The following is a 16352-nucleotide window of genomic DNA, read 5'->3' as shown; positions in this document are numbered from 1 at the left end:
TCCTCCCCAGGACGGGCGGTGACTGCTGTGAGCCTGGCAGAACGGGCCGGGCCGGGACTCATCCCGATCCGGCCATACCGTCACGCCGATCCGGGGGCGAAGCTGCTGCGCACCAGGAGCAGGTACGCCCGGTTCGTCGTCCAGTCGAACTCGCGGGTGACCCACCCGACCGCGTACGCGCGGTCGCCGGCGCTGAACCAGCGCACCCCGGCGTGCAGCTGGGTGCCCTGCGCGTCGGCGTACGTGTACTCCCAGTCGGCGGCCTTGCCGTAGTAGGCGACCGGCCGCATCTCGACCTTGCGGTACGCGGGCAGCAGCCCGGCCCCGGTGAGCCGGCGCTCCTCGGCGACGCACGCGGTGATCGGGTCCGCGCCGGCGTTGCGGGCCGGGTCGACGGTGAGCAGCCGCACCCCGTCGGGGTCCTTGAAGCACCACGTGGTGCCGACCTTGCGGTACGACCAGCCGTCGGGCACCGCCACGCCGAACTCGGCCGTGGTGTGGAACGACCAGTTCGGCAGCATCCTGTAGCCGTTGGGGGCGGTCCGCACCGCGTTGGCCGCGGGGGTCCTCGGCAGGTCGCCGGTGGCCGGCGCGTCGCAGACGCGCGGGCTGAAGGCCTCGATCGGGGCGGCGCTCACCGGCGGCACCAGGTCGCCCGGCGACGCCGCCGGGGTGGGAGCGGCCGCGCCGGCGTCGCCGTCGCGCCAGTAGCGGCTGCCGAGCACGCCGGCCGCGCCCGCGGCCACGACGAGCAGCACGACCAGCGCCAGGCCGAACACGCTGCGGCGGCCGCGCGCGGGCTCCTGGGTCCGCTGCGGACCGGACGGCCACGACGGCGCCGGCTCGTCGTCGGGCTGCACCCCGGGGGTACGCGGTGCGCCACCGCCGGTCGCCGCGCCGTTCTTCGCCGGGTCACCGCCGTTCGCGGGCGCCTGCGCCGGCGGCGTCATCGGCGGGGCCACCGCGGTGCCGTTGAGCGTGCCGTGGTTGGGGCCCGCGGGCAGCTCGGCGGCGGGCTCCGGGGTCTCGTGGGCGATCGGGGCGACGGCGCGCACCGCGGCGCGGCCGCGCTGCCGGGGCACCCGGCCCGCCGCCCGGTCGCCGGCCGGCTCCGGGCGGGCGCCCGGTGCGGGCACCCCGCCGAGCACCCGGCGCAGCTGGGCGGCGATGTCGTCCGGCTTCAGCCGCTTGGCCGGGTCGTGCCGCAGCAGCCCGGCCAGCACCGGGCGCAGCGCCCCCGCGCGCTTCGGCGGGTCGGGCGCCTCGGTGGCGAGGGCGAGCAGGGTCGCCATCGACGTCTCCCGGGCGTACGGCGAGCGGCCCTCGACCGCCGCGTACAGGGTCGCGCCGAGCGACCACAGATCCGCCTCGACGGTGGACGCGCCGTCGCGGGCCCGCTCTGGCGACACGAACTGCGGCGAGCCGACGATCAGTCCGGGGCCCGTCACGCCGCCGTCGTCGACGAACGTGGCCAGGCCGAAGTCGGTGAGCACCACCCGGCCGCCGTCGCCGATCAGCACGTTGTGCGGCTTCACGTCGCGGTGCAGCACCCCGGCGCGGTGCGCGGCGGTGAGCGCGTCCAGGACGTACAGGCCGATCCGGGCGGCGACCGGCGGGTCCACCGGGCCGTCCTCGCGGATGAGCTGGTGCAGCGACCGCGACGGCACGTACTCCATGACGATCCACGGCAGGCCGTCGGCGTGCACGACGTCGTAGATCTGCACGACGTGCGGGTGGTGCACCCGCGACGCGGTGCGGGCCTCACGCAGCGTGCGCAGGCGCAGCTTGTCCCGATCCTCTTCGGTCATCCAGGAGGGCGGCACGAACTCCTTGACGGCGACGTCGCGGTCGAGCATCTCGTCGCGCGCCAGCCAGACCCGGCCCATGCCACCGCTGCCGACCGGCTCCCGGAGTCGGTACCGCCCGGCGACGAGGTCATCCCTGTCCGCCATGCGCCCCCACCCGTCGACCCTGTCCAGGATAGGTCAGCGCCGGCCGGGGTGACATGGTCGTCACCCGGCTACCGCGTAGACGACCAGGTTGTCCCGATAACTGCGCCGGGACGGGTCGAAACCGCCCCCGCAGGTGATCAGGCGGAGCTGGCGGTCCGGCGTGGGGCCGTACACGCGCTCCGTGGGGAACGCGCTTTTCGGATACCACGCGGTGGACACGACCGTGAATGTCACCTGCTGATCACCCCGCGAAACCTCGATCGTGTCGCCCGCCGCCAGCTCGCGCAGCCGGAAGAAGACGGCGGGCCCGTCGACGGAGTCCACGTGGCCCGCGATGACGGCCGGGCCGACGTCGCCGGGGGCGGTGCCGTCGGCGTACCAGCCGGCTTGGCCGAAGTCGCGCGGCGTGGTCAGCTCGCCGTTCGCGCCGATGCGCAGCCGCTCCAGCGGCGAGTCGACGCCGATCGCGGGCACCCGTACCCGGGTCGGCGGCGCCGTCAGCGGCGCGGCGCGCGGCGCGAACGGGTCACCCGGGGCGCGGGCCGTGGCCGACGACCCGGCCCAGGGGGCGGCCGGCGCGCTGGACGGCAGCCAGCGCCCCGCGTCGGGCGCGGCGGTCGAGCCACCGGCCACGCCGAGCCAGACCGCCGCCGCGACCACGGCGGCGACCACCGCCGCTACCAGCGGCGCGGCCAGCCGCCGCACGCCGCGGCCCGCCGGCTTTGGGTGGGACGGCGTTGCCGTCGGCGTCACCCCGGACGGCTCGGCCGGCGGCGTCACGCCCGCGCGGTCCGTCGGTGCCGGTTCGGACGGCGCGGCCATGGGCGTCACGCCCGGGCGGTCCGCCGGCGCCGGCCCGCGAGGGCGACGACCACGAACGCCAGCACGGCGGCCGCCGACGCGGCGAGCGCGGCGCCCGGCCAGGCGGCCGGCCGCGCGCCGGGCGCGGTGCCGCCGGCCCCGGTGTCGACGCCACCCGCCGGCACGACGCCCTGCCGGCCCGCGTCCGTGTGCAGCTGCGCCTTCAGGCCGCCGTCGGAGTCGAGGATGAGCAGCGAGTACACGCTGCCCGCGGCCAGCGTGCACGGCAGCGAGCTGCTCGCGCCCCCGTTCGCCGGCTGCACCTCCACCGTCCACCGGCCGGGGTCGACCTGGCGGTAGTCGGTGGTGCTGGCGAACGTGACGTCGGCGCCGATCTCCGCGCCGTCCTTGACGGCCACGTCCAGCACGGGCGCCTGCACCGATGCCTGGATGATGCGCACCTTCGCCGCGCCGGCCGGCGGCAGCCGCAGGTCATCCTCCAGCACCCGCAGGCCCAGGTCCGCGAAGCGGCCCACCCCCGCGACCGTGTACGCCCCGCCCTTCTCGACCGTGACCTCGGTGGTCAGCACCGGCTTCTCCGACTCGGGGGCGCCGGCCTTGCGCATGGCCACCGCGTACGAGCCGGTGGGCAGCTCCAGGTAGTCCGACAGCGCGCCGTAGCCGACGCCCGGGAACTCCTTCTCCGGGATCGAGCCGGTCTGCGAGCTGAGGTATACGTCGACCTCGGGGGTGTCGGGCGACAGGTGCGCGAGGCGCACGTACCCGGTGCTCGGGGCCGCCGCGGCCGGCAGGCCGGGCAGCACGACGGCGGCGGCGACGCCGAGTCCGGCGACGGCGCGGAACAGTCGCCGCGGCGACGCGGGTGCGGACACGGGTGCCTCCTACGGGAACGGATGTCGTGGGGCCGGGGTGGAACCGCATCATGGTCCGCCACGGCTTCCGTGCCCGCACGGTGACGGCCCGCGATGTCGTTCGATGTCCCATTGTCCCGGCCGGCCGCCCGGCGGCCCCGTGCGAACGGACTAGTGCGATCGGGGCCCGCCGGAGGCGCGACTGCGCGTGGGTCGGCGCTGCTCGGCGGCTCTGGCCGCGGGGGTCCGGCCGAGTGGCTTCGCTTGCGGGGGCCGCGGCCAGGTCGCTTCCCCACGGGGCCGCGGCCAGGTCGCTTCCCCACGGGGCCGCGGCCAGGTGGCCTCGCCCGCGGGGGCCGCGGGCGGTGGCTTCGCCCGCGGGGCGGCGACAGGGTGACTCCGCCCGCGAGGCCGCGGGAGGGTGGCTCCGCTCGCGGAGGTGGTGTGCCTCCGGCCCCCGCGTATTGGCGGAGTAGGTCCTCGTGGCGACCCGCCGCCAGCTACCCGGCCGCTCGCCTCGCCGCCGTCTGCCGGGCGCCCGGGCCGTGGGGCGCGGGGTAGATGGCGGCCGGGACGCCGGACGCCGCGACCGCCACGTCGAGGCGGCCGAGCTGGCGGGCGATGTCGGCGATGACGCGCTGGTCGGCGGCGAAGCTGCGGACCGGGAGCCGGTCGTGCCGGGCGGTGCGGCGCAGCACGAAGTAGCGGACCGCCGCGCGGACCCGGGCCCGGTCGGCGGCGCACGCGGAGCCGGTGCCGGCGATCAGCTCGCGCAGGCAGTCGGCGAGCCGCTCGGCGAGGGCGATGTCGGGGACGCCGCGGACCGTGCGGAGCCGGGCGACGTGCCGGTCGACCTGGGCGATGAGCAGGTCGGTGTCCGGCTGGGCCCCGCACTGCGTGCTCATCTGCCACTCCTGTCGTCGCCCCGGGAGACCGCCGAGCGTGAACGTACTTGATCCGGGCATTTCGGACAAGGAGGGATGCGGCGGACGCGTTCCGCGGTTTCGTCACACCCCTGGGGCAGGATGGTCGGCGTGACGACGGACGTGCTCGACGGCTTCGGGGTGGCCACCCGCGAGTGGTTCCGCGCCGCGTTCGCCGCGCCCACCGACGCGCAGGCGGGCGCGTGGCGGGCCATCGGGGCGGGCCGCAACGCGCTGGTCGTCGCGCCCACCGGCTCCGGCAAGACCCTGGCCGCGTTCCTCTGGTCGCTCGACCGGCTCGCCGCGGCGCCGCCGCCGGCCGACGCGCGGCACCGCTGCCGCGTGCTCTACGTCAGCCCGCTCAAGGCCCTGGCGGTCGACGTCGAGCGCAACCTGCGCGCGCCGCTCACCGGCATGCGCCAGGCCGCGGCCCGGCTCGGCCAGCCGCCGCCCGACGTCACCGTCGGCATGCGCACCGGCGACACCCCGGCCGACGAGCGGCGCGCCTTCGGGCGCACCCCGCCCGACATCCTCATCACCACGCCCGAGTCGCTGTTCCTGCTGCTCACCTCGGCCGCGCGCGAGTCGCTGCGCGGCGTCGAGACCGTCATCCTCGACGAGGTGCACGCCGTCGCCGCCACCAAGCGGGGCGCGCACCTGGCGCTGTCGCTCGAACGCCTCGACGCCCTGCTGCCCAAGCCGGCCCAGCGGGTCGGGCTGTCCGCCACCGTGCGCCCCATCGAGGACACCGCCCGGTTCCTCGGCGGCGCCCACCCGGTGGAGATCGTCCAGCCGCGCACCAGCAAGACCATCGAGGTCACCGTCGAGGTGCCGGTGGAGGACATGACCCGGCTCGACGAGGTCTCCGACAACCCGGAGGACTCGCTCGGCGGCGCGCGCCGGGCGTCCATCTGGCCCGCCGTCGAGGAGCGGGTCCTCGACCTGATCCAGGCCCACCGCTCGACCATCGTGTTCACCAACTCGCGCCGTGGCGCCGAGCGGCTGTGCGCGCGCATCAACGAGCTGGCCGCCGAGCGCGAGGCCGGCGAGCCGCCGCCCGCGGCGCCCCCGCCCGCCCAGATCATGGCGCAGGCCGGCGGCACCACCGGGGCGCCGCCGGTGATCGCGCGCGCCCACCACGGCAGCGTCTCGCGCGAGGAGCGCAAACACATCGAGGAGGCGCTGAAGTCCGGCGACCTGCCCGCCGTGGTCGCCACGTCCTCGCTCGAACTCGGCATCGACATGGGCGCCGTCGACCTGGTCGTGCAGATCGAGGCGCCGCCGTCGGTGTCCGCCGGGCTGCAGCGCGTCGGCCGGGCCGGCCACCAGGTCGGGGCGGTGTCGCGCGGCGTCGTGTTCCCCAAGCACCGCGGCGACCTCATCTCGTGCGCCGTCGTCGCCGAGCGCATGGGCGACGGCGCCATCGAGGAACTGAAGTACCTGCGCAACCCGCTCGACGTGCTCGCCCAGCAGATCGTCGCCATGGTCGCGCTCGACCCGTGGCAGCTCGACGACCTGGCCGTGCTGGTGCGCCGGTCCGCGCCGTTCGCCGAGCTGCCCGAGTCGGCGCTGCGGGCCGTGCTCGACATGCTGTCCGGGCGCTACCCGTCCACGGCGTTCGCCGAGCTGCGCCCGCGGCTGGTCTGGGACCGCGCCACCGACCAGCTCACCGGCGCCCGCGGCGCCCAGCGGCTCGCCGTCACCAGCGGCGGCACCATCCCCGACCGCGGCATGTTCGGCGTCTTCCTGGCCGGCGCCGAGCGGGCCGCGCGCGTCGGCGAGCTCGACGAGGAGATGGTCTACGAGTCGCGCGTCGGCGACGTGTTCCTGCTCGGCTCCACGTCCTGGCGCATCGAGGACATCACCCCCGACCGGGTGCTCGTCAGCCCCGCGCCGGGCGCGCCCGCGCGCATGCCGTTCTGGAAGGGCGACTCGCTCGGCCGGCCCGTCGAGCTGGGCCGCGCCATCGGCGCCCGGCTGCGCGCCCTGGCCAAGGCGTCCGACGACGACGCGGTGGCCGGGCTGCGCGCCGGCGGGCTCGACGAGTGGGCCGCCGGCAACCTGGTGGCGTACGTGCGCGAGCAGCGCGAGGCCACCCGCAACCTGCCCGACGACCGCACCATCCTGGTCGAGCGCTTCCGCGACGAGCTGGGCGACTGGCGGATGACCGTCCACTGTGTGCTGGGCGCCCGCCTCAACGCCCCGTGGGCGCTGGCGATCGCCCGCCGGCTCAGCGAGCGCTACGGCGTCGACGCGCAGGTCATGCCGTCCGACGACGGCATCGTGGTGCGGCTGCCCGACACCGCCGACGAGCCGCCCGGCGCCGAGCTGGTCAGCTTCGACCCCGAGGAGATCGTCCAGCTCGTCGAGGAGAGCGTCGGCACGTCGGCGCTGTTCGCGTCCCGGTTCCGCGAGTGCGCGGCCCGCTCGCTGCTGCTGCCCCGCCGCGACCCGCGCCGCCGCCAGCCCCTGTGGCAGCAGCGCCAGCGCGCCTCCCAGCTGCTCGACGTGGCCCGCGAGTTCGCCGACTTCCCGGTCACCCTCGAGGCCGCCCGCGAGTGCCTGCAGGACGTGTTCGACGTCCCCGGCCTCGTCGCGCTGATGCGCGACATCGGCGGGCGCAAGGTCCGCCTCGTCGAGGTCGAGTCGCAGCGCCCGTCGCCGTTCGCCCGCTCCCTCCTGTTCGGGTACGTGGGCGCGTTCCTCTACGAGGGCGACGCCCCTCTCGCCGAGCGGCGGGCGGCGGCGCTCGCCCTCGACTCCACCCTGCTCGGCGAGCTGCTGGGCCGCGTCGACCTGCGCGAGCTGCTCGACCCGGCCGTCGTCGCCGAGACGCACCGGCAGCTGCAGTGGCTGTCGGCGCAGCGCGCCCCGCGCGACGCCGAGGACGCCGCCGAGGTCCTGCGCGTGCTGGGCGACCTGTCCGCCGCCGAGGCCGTCGAACGCGGCGTGCCCGCCGACTGGCTGGCGTCGCTGGAGACCGCCCGGCGCGCCATCCGGGTGCGCATCGCCGGCGAGGAGCGCTGGCTGTCCATCGAGGACGCGGGCCGGTTCCGCGACGCGCTCGGCGTCGCCCTGCCGGTCGGCATCCCCGAGGCGTACCTGGAGCCGGTCGGCGACCCGCTCGGCGACCTCGTCGCCCGCTACGCGCGCACCCACGGCCCGTTCCACGCCGCCACCTGCGCCGCCCGCTTCGGCCTCGGCGTGTACGTGGTCGAGCAGGCCCTCAAACGCCTCTCCGCCACCGGCCGCGTCGTCTCCGGCGAGTTCTCCCCCGACGGCGCCGGCACCGAGTGGTGCGACGCCGAGATCCTGCGCCTGCTGCGCCGCCGCTCGCTGGCCGCCCTGCGCCGCGAGATCGAACCCGTGCCGCCGCGCGTCCTGGCCACGTTCCTGCCGCGCTGGCACCAGATCGGCGGCAACGCCCGCGGCGTCGACGCCGTCGCCGCCACCGTCGAGCAGCTGCAGGGCGTCGCCGTGCCCGCGTCCGCGTGGGAACGCCTCGTGCTGCCCGCCCGCGTCGCCGACTACTCCCCCGCCCAGCTCGACGAGCTGTGCGCCAGCGGCGAGGTGCTGTGGTGCGGGTCCGGCTCCATCAGCGGCGGCGACGGCTGGATCACCGTCGCGTACGCCGACGCGGCGCCGCTGCTGCTGCCGCCCGTCGCCGACGACCTCGCCCTCACCCCGCTGCACCAGGGCGTCCTCGACGCGCTCGGCGACGGCCAGGCCCTGTTCTTCCGCTCCCTGTCCGACCGGGTCGGCTCCACCGACGACAAGACCCTCGGCGAGACGGTCTGGGACCTCGTCTGGGCCGGGCACCTCACCAACGACACGTTCGCGCCGCTGCGCGCCCTGCTCGGCGCCACCGGCGCCCACCGCGCGAAGGCCGCCCCGCCCCGCACCCGCTACCGCCGCCCCGGCCGCCCCACCATGCCGACCCGCACCGGCCCGCCCACCATGGCCGGCCGCTGGTCCCGCCTGCCCGACCGCGACCTCGACCCCACCCGCCGCGCCACCGCCCTCGCCGACCTCCTGCTCGAACGCCACGGCGTCGTCACCCGCGGCGCCGTCATGGCCGAGGGCCCCACGGGCGGCTTCGCCGGCGTCTACCCCGTCCTGTCCGCCCTGGAGGAACGCGGCGCCGCCCGCCGCGGCTACTTCGTCGAGGGCCTGGGCGCCGCCCAGTTCGCCGTTCCCGGCGCCGTCGACCGCCTCCGCGCCCTCGGCGACACCGCCGACCGCGACCGCACCCCCGGCGCCCTCGTCCTCGCCGCCACCGACCCGGCCAACCCGTACGGCGCCGCCCTCCCCTGGCCCGACCGCGTCGTCGACGAGACCACCCCCGCCACCACCGGCCACCGCGCGGGCCGCAAGGCGGGCGCCCTCGTGGTCACGGTCGCCGGCGACCTGGTGCTGTACGTCGAACGCGGCGGCCGCACCCTGCTCTCCTACACCGACGACGCCGACCTGCTCGTGGCGGCGGCGCAGGCACTGGCCCGGTCGGTGACGTCGGGGGCGCTGGGCGCCATGTCGGTGGAACGCGCGGACGGCGAGTCGGTGCACGCCTCACCGCTGCGGGACGCGCTGACGACGGCGGGCTTCCGGGCGACCCCACGCGGGCTGCGCCTGCGCGGTTGACCGGCCGGTTCCCTGTCAACCGGTGCAGGTCGGCTCATAGGCAATCTCCGGTATCTCGCGGGTCCACTCGGCTGGGGTGAGACCGCCGCCGACGACGGCGCATCCGAAATCGCCCGGATCGGCGCGCAGGTGGTTCAACTCCGTGAGATCCCACAGGCCGACCTCCTGGAAGGTTCGGGTGGGCCGCGTGTCGTTGTTGGTCACGACGGTGACGGCAAGGGTTCTGCCGTCCGGGTTGAAGGCCAGGGCCCGAGGCGACCTGTGCGCATGAAGCCATGCCGTTGCGAGCCGCACCGGCTTCGCAGTCCCATCCAGGCCCCACAGGATCACCCGGCCGTCATGGCCGGCAGTCGCGGCGGTCTTGCCGTCCTGGCTGAATGTCACCGACTCAACCGCCGCGGTGTGGTCGTTGAGAGAGGTGAGCCGCGCGGGCTCGGCAGGGTTCCCGATGTCCCAGATCAAAGCGCGTTGCCCGGCGGTGGCGGCCACCGTACCGCTGTCCGGGCTGAACTTCAGCGACGTCACGTAGTTGAGTGGGCCCGACAGCGGGGCGAGATACCTGACGTTCGTCCAGTCGGACACATCCCAGAGGGAGAGGGCGAAGTCCCGGTCCGACGTCTGAACAACCAGCTTCCGGCCGTCCGGACTGAGAGCGTATCTGTCGCTGAGCGCGTCGTTGGACCAGACTGCGGTCCGGACCGGGCCTTGATCTGCCAGGTGGACCAGATTCCAGTATTCATAGGCGGTGTAGCTGGCGACGAGGAGTCCGCGTCCGTCCGGGGTGAAGGTCGGTGGTTTGGAGACGAACCTGCCGGACTTGAACGTGGCGAGCGTTGCGGGCCGGCTCAGATCGGCAACGTCGGTGAGGGTAATTGTTCTACGCTCGCGCTGTATCGTGGTGGCGATGATTCGCCCATCGGGGCTGAAGGCCGCCTGATCGACGCCGCGGGAGTCCTTGCCGCCCGTGTGCGCGCCCTCGGGGACGAGGGGCAGGAAGCCTCGTCGAACCGGCATCGCCCGGTCGGTGAGCTCCCACACCTCCGCGGCCTCGTTCGTGACGATCTTGACCCATCGGCCGTCCGGACTGTGCCACATCGCCAGCACGGACACCGTTGCCTGCGTGGTCATGACGCCGACGCGTGCAGGTGCGGCGAAGTCTGTCACGTTCCACAGCGTTCCCGTGTGCCCCTGGTCCACGGCGGCCAGCGTCCGGCCGTCATTGCTGAACGCCACCGACGTGACCTCACGGTTGTTCGAGAACCGGTGCAGCTCCCGCGGCGTCGCGGCGATCTGCCACAGAAGCGCCGTGCCTTCGAGGTCGCCTGCGGCGAGCAGGCTGCCGTCTCGGCTGAAGTCCAGCGCGTAGACGCCGCCCTTCCCGCCGGCCAGTTCGAACTTCTGCCTGGGACTCGCCGGGTTGGTCAGATCGTGGACCGTGACCTTGCCGCTGGAGTCTCCGATCGCCAGCGTGGGCGCCGACGGGCTCAGTGCCACCGAAACGATGTCTTCGCCTAGTGGTGCCTTTACATCGCTCTGCCAGACCGGGTCGATGCGGTCAGTGACGTTCAGGACGGTGGTTCGCTCACCCCGGCCGACCACCAGTGTGTGACCGTCCGAGCTGAACTGGAACGCAACCACGCTGTCCTCCGACCGGTCAGCGAGCGCCGACAGTTCGGTGGGCCGAGTCCGATCGGTCACGTCCCACAGTGTCGCGTAACCGGCTGGGACCTGAGAGTTGTAACGGCCCTGAGGGCCGGGATCGGCGGTGACGAGGGTGAGCCCATCAGGGCTGAAAGCCACCTTCGAGTAGTCTCTGCCCCCGGAGGCTGGTAGTCCGGCCGCCTTCACCGGCCGGGACGGCTCCGTCACGTCCCACAGTTCTCCCGTCTTGTCCCGGGTGACGGCAAGGGTCGTCCCGTCCGGGCTCAGGGCCAGGTGGGTCGGGAACTCGACGTAGGGTTCCCCGAAGGTGGACAGCCGGCGTGGATCGGCCCTGTTCGTCGCGTCCCAGAGGGATACGGTGCCGTTCCCATTAGCGGTGGCGAGGAGTCCGCTCGGGCCGTACTCAGCCCGCCACACGTCGGTGAGGGTGCCGAGCTGCCGGGTCGACGTGATGAGGCTGGCGAGGTCTCGGCTCGTCCCGAGCCCGCGGTCGAGCGCCTGTGCGGCTATGCCGAGCTTGAGCGCGGTCTGCGGGTCGTAGCGAACGGTATCCCTCGCCTCGTTGACGAGGCGGCGGCTGACGGCGATCCGCTGCTGCAGGTTGGCGTTGTCCTTCTGCCGGGCGGCTTCCTCGCCGGCCTCCTTGGCCCGCTCCTCCTCCTTCCGTGCCTGCTGCTCCTGTTCGTCGGCCCGCCGCTGCTGCTCTTCGGCGCGCCGCTCCTGCTCTTCGGCTCGTTGCTGCTGGCGTCGTGCCTCCGCGCCGGCCTCGGCCGCCACCTGCTCCTGTTCGGCGGCCAGCCGTTCTTGTTCCTTCGCCCGCTGCTCCAGCCTGCGCAGCTGGACCGCCGACTCCGCCGCAAGCTCGCTCTGCCGTTGCGCCAGCCGCTCCTGGTGTCGCGCTCGCGTGGCCGCCTGGTCCGCGTTGCGCAACTGCCGGATCACCTCCGCGGACGCCTGGTCGGCCGCGCGCCGCTGCTGGTGTGCCAGCTTCTCCTGCCGCTCGGCCTCGGACCCCGCGGCCTTCGCCCGCGCCTCCTGGGCGCGCGCGTTGCCCTCCTGACGGCGAGCCTCGTCGGCGAAGCGGGCCGCGCTGCCCTGCTGCTCCGTCGCAACCCGCTGTTGGCGGCGGGCCTCGTCCGTCGCCGCCCGCGCCTCCGTCGCGTTGCGCATGGCGAGTGCGCTCGCGACGGAGGCGACCACCGTGAGCGCCAGCAGAGACGTCACCGCCGCCGCACGCAACCGTCCCGCCCGGCGGTGCTGCCGGACGTCCTCGCCCTCCAGCTCGTCCTTACTCACGCCGTGCATCGGAGCCGCGAGCTGCGCGATCCCGTCCCGAAAGCGGGAGTGCCGCAGCGTCAGGTGCCGGTCATCGCGCGCCCAGCGCAGGTCCAGGTACAGCGGCTCCTCGGCGAACACGCCCCGCAGCGCGTCGGGCACGGCCGTCGAATCAGCGGTGAAGTCCCGGCTTGCCGTGTCCCACTGCCATGACCCGTCGGTCAGCACCGGAAGGATGCGGTCGGGCGACTTGCTCTGCAGCCAGTGCTCGATCTCCCGGTCGACCCACGGGGACCGCGCCGCCTCGGGTGATGCCATGAGTACGAAGTACTCCGACGAGTCGAGGGCCTGCTGGATGGACGTCCACAGCTTCGGTGTGACGGACAGACCGGTCTGGTCCCGGAAGATCCATAGCGCTCGCCGCCGGTGCCACGGCTTCGCCAGCCGGTGCAGGCCGTGCTGCACCGCCGGGGCAAGCTGCCCGTCGGCGGCATGGCTGTACGAGATGAATCCGTTGAACGACACGACTGAGCCCCCGTTGTTGGCCGCACGACGATCTGCGCCGACAGATTGTCCACACCGGGGCCGTTCGACGAAAGTCCGGTGCGACCACGTCAGCCGCAGGCTCCGGCACGCCGTGGCGCTGCACGAGGCTCGCCTAGGCCGCCGCGACGGCTTGGCGGGGTGGCTCCCGTGCTGCTCCACGACCTCGCCGCGCGGTCCGCTCACGTTCACGGTGCGGCTGGCGGACCGATGTCCCCCCTCAAGCGCCTCGGCGAGATCGTGAGGCGACGGGCGCCATCCGGCATCCGGGGCGGTGAGCCGGTAGGCCCCTGCGGCGACGCGGTGGGCGGCGACGCGGTGCTGCAGAACGCCGGCTAGGTGCCAGACGGCCTCGGCGGATCAGGTCGCGCTGATGTCGTCGGGCGGTCGAGGGCGCGGCCGAACGCCGCCCGGTCGCTTGTCTCGGTGGGCGTGATGGCGCTGGCGAGAATGCCCGAGTGCGCCTCGGGCGGGCGGCCGCGCAGGGGCACCCTGAGCCGTAGCAGCGGGCACCGCGACGTACCAGGGCAGCCGGCGGCGAGGGCGACTGCCGCGCAACCCTGGAGCAGCGCGGCCAGCGCCGCCCGTGCGAGGCCGTGCCGGGTAGCCGCTGCACCGGAGGCGGACTCGGCGACGGCGTCCTAGCGGTGGCGGGTGGCGCGACCGCCGGCGGCGCGATGCGGTGCCGGGACACGGTCGTGGTGGTGGCGTCGGAGGCGACCCGGAGCAGTGTCTACCTGTGTAGTGGTGGTCCCGGACCGATGCCGCCGGCCTGCCGCCGCGCAGCCTGGTGCGGGCCGGCCGGGCACATCCACTGTGCCGTCGGCCGGCGGGCGAGGTCGGCTGCGGCGATGGCGGTCAGCACCACCTCCACCGGCCCGAGCACCGCGGTCGTCCACCTCTGTCAGCGAACAGGTCGCGCCAGGGTTGTCAGGCCATCGGACTACCCCTCACCTTCGCCTGTCCCGATTGTTCGCCTGCCCGGCCCGCGCCGCCGGTTCGCCCGCCGCGGGGCGGGGGCGTGGCATCAGTTGTGGATCGGGTCCGCGCGGGTGTCACCGTGTGCGGTCGCGAGGGCGCGGTACGCGGCCAGGACCGCCTCCGGGCGGCCCTCCGGCCGGTCCGGGGTCACGGAGCGGGTCGTCCGGTCGAAGTTCCGGCGATGGGAGTAGATGCGGCCGGCCTCCGCCGCGCCGGACAGGGCGGTAAGGCGGCGGGCGACGTCGGCGTCAAGGGCCGAGAGGCGACGCGTGACCGCGGCACGACGGGACTTCGGGTCCGGGTCCGCAGAGGCCGGGGTGGTGAGCATGAAGGCCGTGGCCGAGCGGCGGGCGTCCTCGCGGGCGGACAGGATGCCGGCCAGGTGCCACAGGAACTCGGCGAGGAGGCGTTCCACGTGCGGGACGTCGATGAGCGGGGTGAGGGCCGGCCAGGAGGCGCTGATCTCGTCGGCGTGGGTGAGGGCCTTGGCGAAGGCTGCCCGTTCGCGGTGTTCGGTGAGGGTGATGGCCGCCGCCGCGTCCTGGGCGGGTGGGAGGCGGCGGCGGTGGACGAGCAGGTACCAGGTGGCCGTGGTGAAGACGATGGCGGCGGCGGCCGCCGACAGGGGCCACGGGGTGCCCGTCAGGGCGAGGCCGAACGCGGTGGCGACCGGCCCGAGCGTGATTATGGCGGCGGCCCAGAGGCTGTGCGGGGCGGCGGCCTCGGGGACGGTGCTGGTCGTCTCGAGGACGGCCGGCCAGCGGCGGCGGGTGACGCGGCCGCCGGTGGTGCGCAGGCGGTGGCGGGACACGACCGTGACGGTGGTGTCGCTGGCGACGTGGAGCAGCGCGGCCGGCATGCGCGCACAATAGCGATCTTGCCGGGCCCACTGCACACCGAGGACGGTGCACAGTGGACCACGGTCGGCGTCAGGGCAGCTGCGGGGCGACCGCCTCGGCGACCAGGTCGAGGTGGTCGAGGTCGGTGAGGTCGATGGTCTGCAGGTGGATGCGGGTGGCGCCGGCCTCGGCGTACCGGCCGAGCAGGTCGGTGACCTCGGCGGGGGTGCCGACGGCGGCGCCGCGGGCGCGCAGGTCGTCGACGGTGCGGCCGATGGCGTCGGCGCGGCGGCGGACCTCGGCGTCGTCGCGGCCGCAGCACAGTTCGACGGCGGCGGACAGGGCGGGCAGGTCGGTGCGGCCCGCCTCGGCGCAGGCGGCGCGGACGCCGTCGAACAGGGCGGTGGCCTGGTCGAAGGGCTTGAAGGCGGCGTTGAACTCGGCGGCGTGGCGGGCGGCAAGGGCGGGGGTGCGCTTGCGGCCGGCGCCGCCGATGATGATCGGCGGGCGCGGGGTCTGCACGGGCTTGGGCAGGCCGGGCGAGTCGGTGACCCGGTAGTGCTTGCCCGCGAACGAGAACGTGCCGGGCGACCACAGGCCGGTGATGATCTCCAGCTGCTCGGTGAGGCGGTCGAAACGTTCGCCGAGCGGCGGGAACGGGATGCCGTAGGCGGTGTGCTCGGCCTCGAACCAGCCGGCGCCGAGGCCGAGTTCGATGCGGCCGCCGCTCATCTCGTCGACCTGGGCGACGGTGATGGCCAGCGGGCCGGGCAGCCGGAACGTGGCCGAGGAGACCAGGGTGCCGAGGCGGATGGTGCTGGTCTGCACGGCGAGCGCGCCGAGCGACACCCACGCGTCGGACGGGCCGGGACGGCCGTCGACGCCCATGGCCAGGTAGTGGTCGGAGCGGAAGAAGCCGTCGTAGCCGGCCTGCTCGGCGTGCTGGGCGACGCGGACGAGGTCGGCGTGCGCGGCCCCCTGCTGGGGCTCGGTGAAGATGGTGAGGCGCATTTTCGCAACGGTAGCCCGCAGCGCACCGACCGCCGGACCACTACCGTGTGGACATGGCTGGTTACGGATGGGTGAGCCTGACGACGGACTACGGGACGTCGGACGGGTTCGTGGCGGCGTGCCACGGCGTGCTGGGCCGGTTGGCGGCGGCGGTGCGGGTCATCGACGTGACGCACCAGGTGCCGCCGGGCGACGTGACCCGGGCCGCGCACGTGCTGGCGCAGACCCTGCCGCACCTGCCGCCTGCCGTGCACGTCGCCGTCGTCGACCCGGGGGTGGGCACGGCCCGGCGCGGCATCGCGATCGCCACCCCGGACGGCCTGCTGGTGGGCCCGGACAACGGGCTGCTGCCGTGGGCGGCGGAGGCGCTGGGCGGCATCACGGCCGCGGCGGAGCTGGCCAACCCGGACTGGTTCGCGCCGGACGTGTCGCGCACCTTCCACGGCCGGGACGTGTTCGTGCCGTGCGCGGCGCGGCTGGCGCGCGGGGCGCCGCTGGAGGAGGCCGGCCCGGCCGTCGACCCGGCGACGATCGTGCGGCTGCCGGACCCGCGCGCGGCGCACGGCGACGGCTGGGTGGAGGCCGAGGTGGTGACGGTGGACCGGTTCGGCAACGTGCAGCTCGCCGCGACCGGGTCCGCGCTGACGGGGCTGGGCGCCGACGTGACGGTGGGCGGGGTGAGCGCCCGGCACGGCGCCACGTTCGCCGACGCGCGGCAGGGCCAGCTGGTGGTCTATGTGGACTCCGCGGACCGGGTGGCGGTGGCGGTGAACGGCGGGCGGGCCGCCGTGGTGCTGTCGGTGACGCCCGGCGACACGCTGCGGGTGGAGGACCGCCGCTGACCCGTCGCGCCGG

The 16352-nt window shown here is 75.0% G+C and carries 9 protein-coding genes; 2 read left to right on the top strand and 7 right to left on the bottom strand.

The window, feature by feature from the left end; genetic code table 11:
* Positions 1–80: 80 nt before the first annotated feature.
* The 4 genes from Sya03_RS04680 to Sya03_RS04665 all read right to left on the bottom strand — a co-directional run bounded on the left by Sya03_RS04680 (position 81) and on the right by Sya03_RS04665 (position 4530).
* Positions 81–1952: a serine/threonine-protein kinase gene (locus Sya03_RS04680; protein WP_203936905.1), complete on the bottom strand. Its 1872-nt coding sequence runs from the start codon at positions 1950–1952 to the stop codon at positions 81–83.
* Between the two features lie 60 nt (positions 1953–2012).
* Complete coding sequence (locus tag Sya03_RS04675) at positions 2013–2774, bottom strand: class F sortase (protein WP_203936904.1); 762 nt, start codon at positions 2772–2774, stop codon at positions 2013–2015.
* 5 nt (positions 2775–2779) lie between these two features.
* The gene (locus tag Sya03_RS04670) at positions 2780–3646 is read right to left on the bottom strand and encodes a DUF4397 domain-containing protein (RefSeq protein WP_239107108.1); all 867 of its coding nucleotides are present in this window, start codon (positions 3644–3646) and stop codon (positions 2780–2782) included.
* 479 nt (positions 3647–4125) lie between these two features.
* Positions 4126–4530: a hypothetical protein gene (locus Sya03_RS04665; protein ID WP_239107107.1), complete on the bottom strand. Its 405-nt coding sequence runs from the start codon at positions 4528–4530 to the stop codon at positions 4126–4128.
* 141 nt (positions 4531–4671) lie between these two features.
* Between Sya03_RS04665 and Sya03_RS04660 the strand changes: the two genes are divergently transcribed.
* On the top strand, positions 4672–9186 hold the full coding sequence (locus Sya03_RS04660; protein ID WP_425543767.1) for an ATP-dependent helicase: 4515 nt from the start codon (positions 4672–4674) through the stop codon (positions 9184–9186).
* Positions 9187–9201: 15 nt separating this feature from the next.
* Here Sya03_RS04660 and Sya03_RS04655 read toward each other — a convergent pair whose 3' ends face one another.
* The 3 genes from Sya03_RS04655 to Sya03_RS04645 form a co-directional block, all read right to left on the bottom strand.
* On the bottom strand, positions 9202–12648 hold the full coding sequence (locus tag Sya03_RS04655) for a TIR domain-containing protein (RefSeq protein ID WP_203936902.1): 3447 nt from the start codon (positions 12646–12648) through the stop codon (positions 9202–9204).
* Positions 12649–13693: 1045 nt separating this feature from the next.
* Positions 13694–14506, bottom strand: a complete 813-nt coding sequence (locus Sya03_RS04650) for a hypothetical protein (protein ID WP_203936901.1) — start codon at positions 14504–14506, stop codon at positions 13694–13696.
* Positions 14507–14576: 70 nt separating this feature from the next.
* Positions 14577–15497: an LLM class F420-dependent oxidoreductase gene (locus Sya03_RS04645; RefSeq protein ID WP_203936900.1), complete on the bottom strand. Its 921-nt coding sequence runs from the start codon at positions 15495–15497 to the stop codon at positions 14577–14579.
* Between the two features lie 53 nt (positions 15498–15550).
* Between Sya03_RS04645 and Sya03_RS04640 the strand changes: the two genes are divergently transcribed.
* The gene (locus tag Sya03_RS04640) at positions 15551–16339 is read left to right on the top strand and encodes an SAM hydrolase/SAM-dependent halogenase family protein (protein ID WP_203936899.1); all 789 of its coding nucleotides are present in this window, start codon (positions 15551–15553) and stop codon (positions 16337–16339) included.
* Positions 16340–16352: the final 13 nt, after the last annotated feature.

This window comes from Spirilliplanes yamanashiensis (genome assembly GCF_016863475.1).
Classification (GTDB): domain Bacteria; phylum Actinomycetota; class Actinomycetes; order Mycobacteriales; family Micromonosporaceae; genus Spirilliplanes; species Spirilliplanes yamanashiensis.
Note: the sequence above shows the minus strand (reverse complement) of the source record. Positions and strands in the feature narration are given on the sequence as shown.

Excerpts from the sequence above, each read along its gene's own strand:
- Sya03_RS04680 (WP_203936905.1), bottom strand. The coding sequence starts at position 1,952 with ATGGCGGACAGGGATGACCTCGTCGCCGGGCGGTACCGACTCCGGGAG.
- Sya03_RS04665 (WP_239107107.1), bottom strand. The coding sequence starts at position 4,530 with ATGAGCACGCAGTGCGGGGCCCAGCCGGACACCGACCTGCTCATCGCC.
- Sya03_RS04650 (WP_203936901.1), bottom strand. The coding sequence starts at position 14,506 with ATGCCGGCCGCGCTGCTCCACGTCGCCAGCGACACCACCGTCACGGTC.
- Sya03_RS04645 (WP_203936900.1), bottom strand. The coding sequence starts at position 15,497 with ATGCGCCTCACCATCTTCACCGAGCCCCAGCAGGGGGCCGCGCACGCC.
- Sya03_RS04640 (WP_203936899.1), top strand. The coding sequence starts at position 15,551 with ATGGCTGGTTACGGATGGGTGAGCCTGACGACGGACTACGGGACGTCG.
- Sya03_RS04675 (WP_203936904.1), bottom strand. The coding sequence starts at position 2,774 with ATGGCCGCGCCGTCCGAACCGGCACCGACGGACCGCGCGGGCGTGACG.